Origin of the sequence: Kocuria tytonicola (assembly GCF_003687455.1) — a bacterium.
GTDB lineage: Bacteria > Actinomycetota > Actinomycetes > Actinomycetales > Micrococcaceae > Kocuria > Kocuria tytonicola.
In genome coordinates, this window is the sequence record NZ_PHOA01000176.1 from 1 (window position 1) to 2,089 (window position 2,089).

At 71.7% G+C, this 2,089-nt stretch carries 2 protein-coding genes; both read left to right on the plus strand.

The window, feature by feature from the left end; all coding sequences use genetic code 11:
• Positions 1-60: 60 nt before the first annotated feature.
• Entirely contained in the window at positions 61-1,506 is a 1,446-nt protein-coding gene (locus CWC38_RS11615; RefSeq protein ID WP_121846865.1) for a sodium:solute symporter family protein, read from the plus strand.
• A partial coding sequence (locus CWC38_RS11620; protein WP_276309587.1) for a thiamine pyrophosphate-binding protein occupies positions 1,503-2,089 on the plus strand: 587 nt, incomplete at its 3' end. The genes CWC38_RS11615 and CWC38_RS11620, both read left to right, overlap by 4 nt.

Sequence of the window (2,089 nt, forward strand, 5' to 3'; positions counted from 1 at the left end):
TTCACGGGGTTTCTCCTCGGGCGCCGGACGGCCCCCGCCCGCCGCCCGAGGAGAAACCCCGTGAACGTGCTCGTCATCGTCCTGTACCTGGTGGCCATGGTGGTGATCGGGCTGTGGGCCGCACGCCGTGCGCGCACGGCCACCGACTACCGCGTGGCCGGACGGCGCCTCGGCGCGGGGCTCTACACCTCCACCATGGCGGCCGTGGTGCTGGGCGGGGCGTCCACCGTGGGCGGTGTGGGTCTGGGCTACCAGTACGGGATCTCCGGGATGTGGCTCGTGGTAGCCATCGCCACCGGCCTCGCGGTGCTCAGCGTGTTCTTCGCCGCCCGCATCCAGTCGCTGAAGGTCTTCACGGTGTCCCAGATGCTGCAGCTGCGCTACGGCGCGAGCGGCGGGGCCACGGCGTCGTCGTTCGTGATGCTCGCGTACACCCTGATGATCGCGGTGACCTCCACGGCGGCGTACGCCGCCATCTTCTCCGTGCTGTTCCCCATCTCCCGGCCGTGGGCCATCCTGCTGGGCGGCGCCGTGGTGATCGCCTACTCCGTGCTGGGCGGCATGTGGTCCATCACGCTCACGGACCTCATGCAGTTCGTGTTCATGACCATCGGCATCTTCGCGATCCTGCTGCCGTTCTCCCTGGCCGCCGGCGGCGGCTGGTCCGGGATCACCGAGCGCCTGGACAACTCCTTCTTCTCCATGGGCTCCATGGGGTTCCAGGCGATCGTCACGCAGTTCGTGGTCTACGGCTTCGGCATGCTGATCGGCCAGGACATCTGGCAGCGCGTGTTCACGGCCCGCTCCCCGCGCGTGGCCCGCTGGGGCGGTCTGGCCGCAGCCGCCTACGTGGCCGTGTACGGCGTGGCCGGGGCGCTGATCGGCACCGCCGCGGCCGCCGTGCTGCCCACCCTGGAGGTCCCGGAGGAGGCGTTCGCCGCCATGGCGCAGCACCACGTGCCCGAGGGCCTGGGCGGTGTGGTGCTCGCCGCGGGTGTGGCCGCCATGATGTCCACCGCCTCCGGCGCCACCATCGCCGCGGCCACCGTGGCCCGCGTGGACGTGGTCCCCACCCTGCGCGGCCTCTTCGGCGCCTCCCCGCAGGACGTGGAGCGCGCCCGTTCCGAGGAGGCCTCCGTGCTCAAGGACCGCGTGTACGTGGTGGTCGTGGGCCTCGTGATCACCGTGCTGTCCATGCTGGTCAGCTCCACCGTGGTGGCCCTGACCATTGCGTACGACCTGCTGGTGGGCGGACTGCTCGTGGCCGTCCTCGGCGGTCTGGTCTGGCGTCGCGCCACCGCGGCCGGCGCCATGTGGTCCATGGCCGCGGGCGTGCTCGGCACCGTGGCGGGCATGCTCGGCTTCGGCGTGCTGGCCAACGCTCCCATCTACCTGGGGCTCGTGGGCTCGGCCGTAGTATTCGTGGTGGTGTCGCTGGTGACCAGGCCCACGGCGCCCCAGATCAGTCACGAGTGGAACCGACGCATCCAGGAGTCCAAGGCATGAGCACCGAGAACAGCACCTCCGCGACCGAGGCGGCCCCGGCGGCGTCGCGCCCCGAACGCACCGTGGCCACGGCCGTGCTGGAGACCCTGCGCGGGTACGGCATCGACACCGTCTTCGGAATCCCGGGCACCCACTCGCTCGAGTTCTACCGGCCGCTGCGGGGCCTCGGCATCCGCGCGGTCACCACGCGCCACGAGCAGGGTGCGTCCTACGGCGCGGACGGCTGGTCCCAGGTGCGCGGGCTGCCCGGCGTGGTCATCACCACCTCCGGACCCGGCCTGCTCAACTCGCTGTCCGGCGCCGCCACCGCGTACGCCGAGTCCCGCCCCATGATCCTGCTCTCCCCCGGGCGCCCCGTGGGCCACGACTTCCGGGACATCGGCTCGCTGCACGAGACCAAGAACCCCTCCGCCGCGGTCAACGCGATCGTGGGCGTCTCCCGCCGCGTGACCTCGGGCGCCGAGGCGGTGACCATGATCCACGACGCCATGCGGGACTTCGCGCACTCGCGCCCGCGGCCCATCCACATCGAGATCCCGCTGGACATCCTGGAGACCGCCGCGGACGTCCCCGAGTCCGCGAC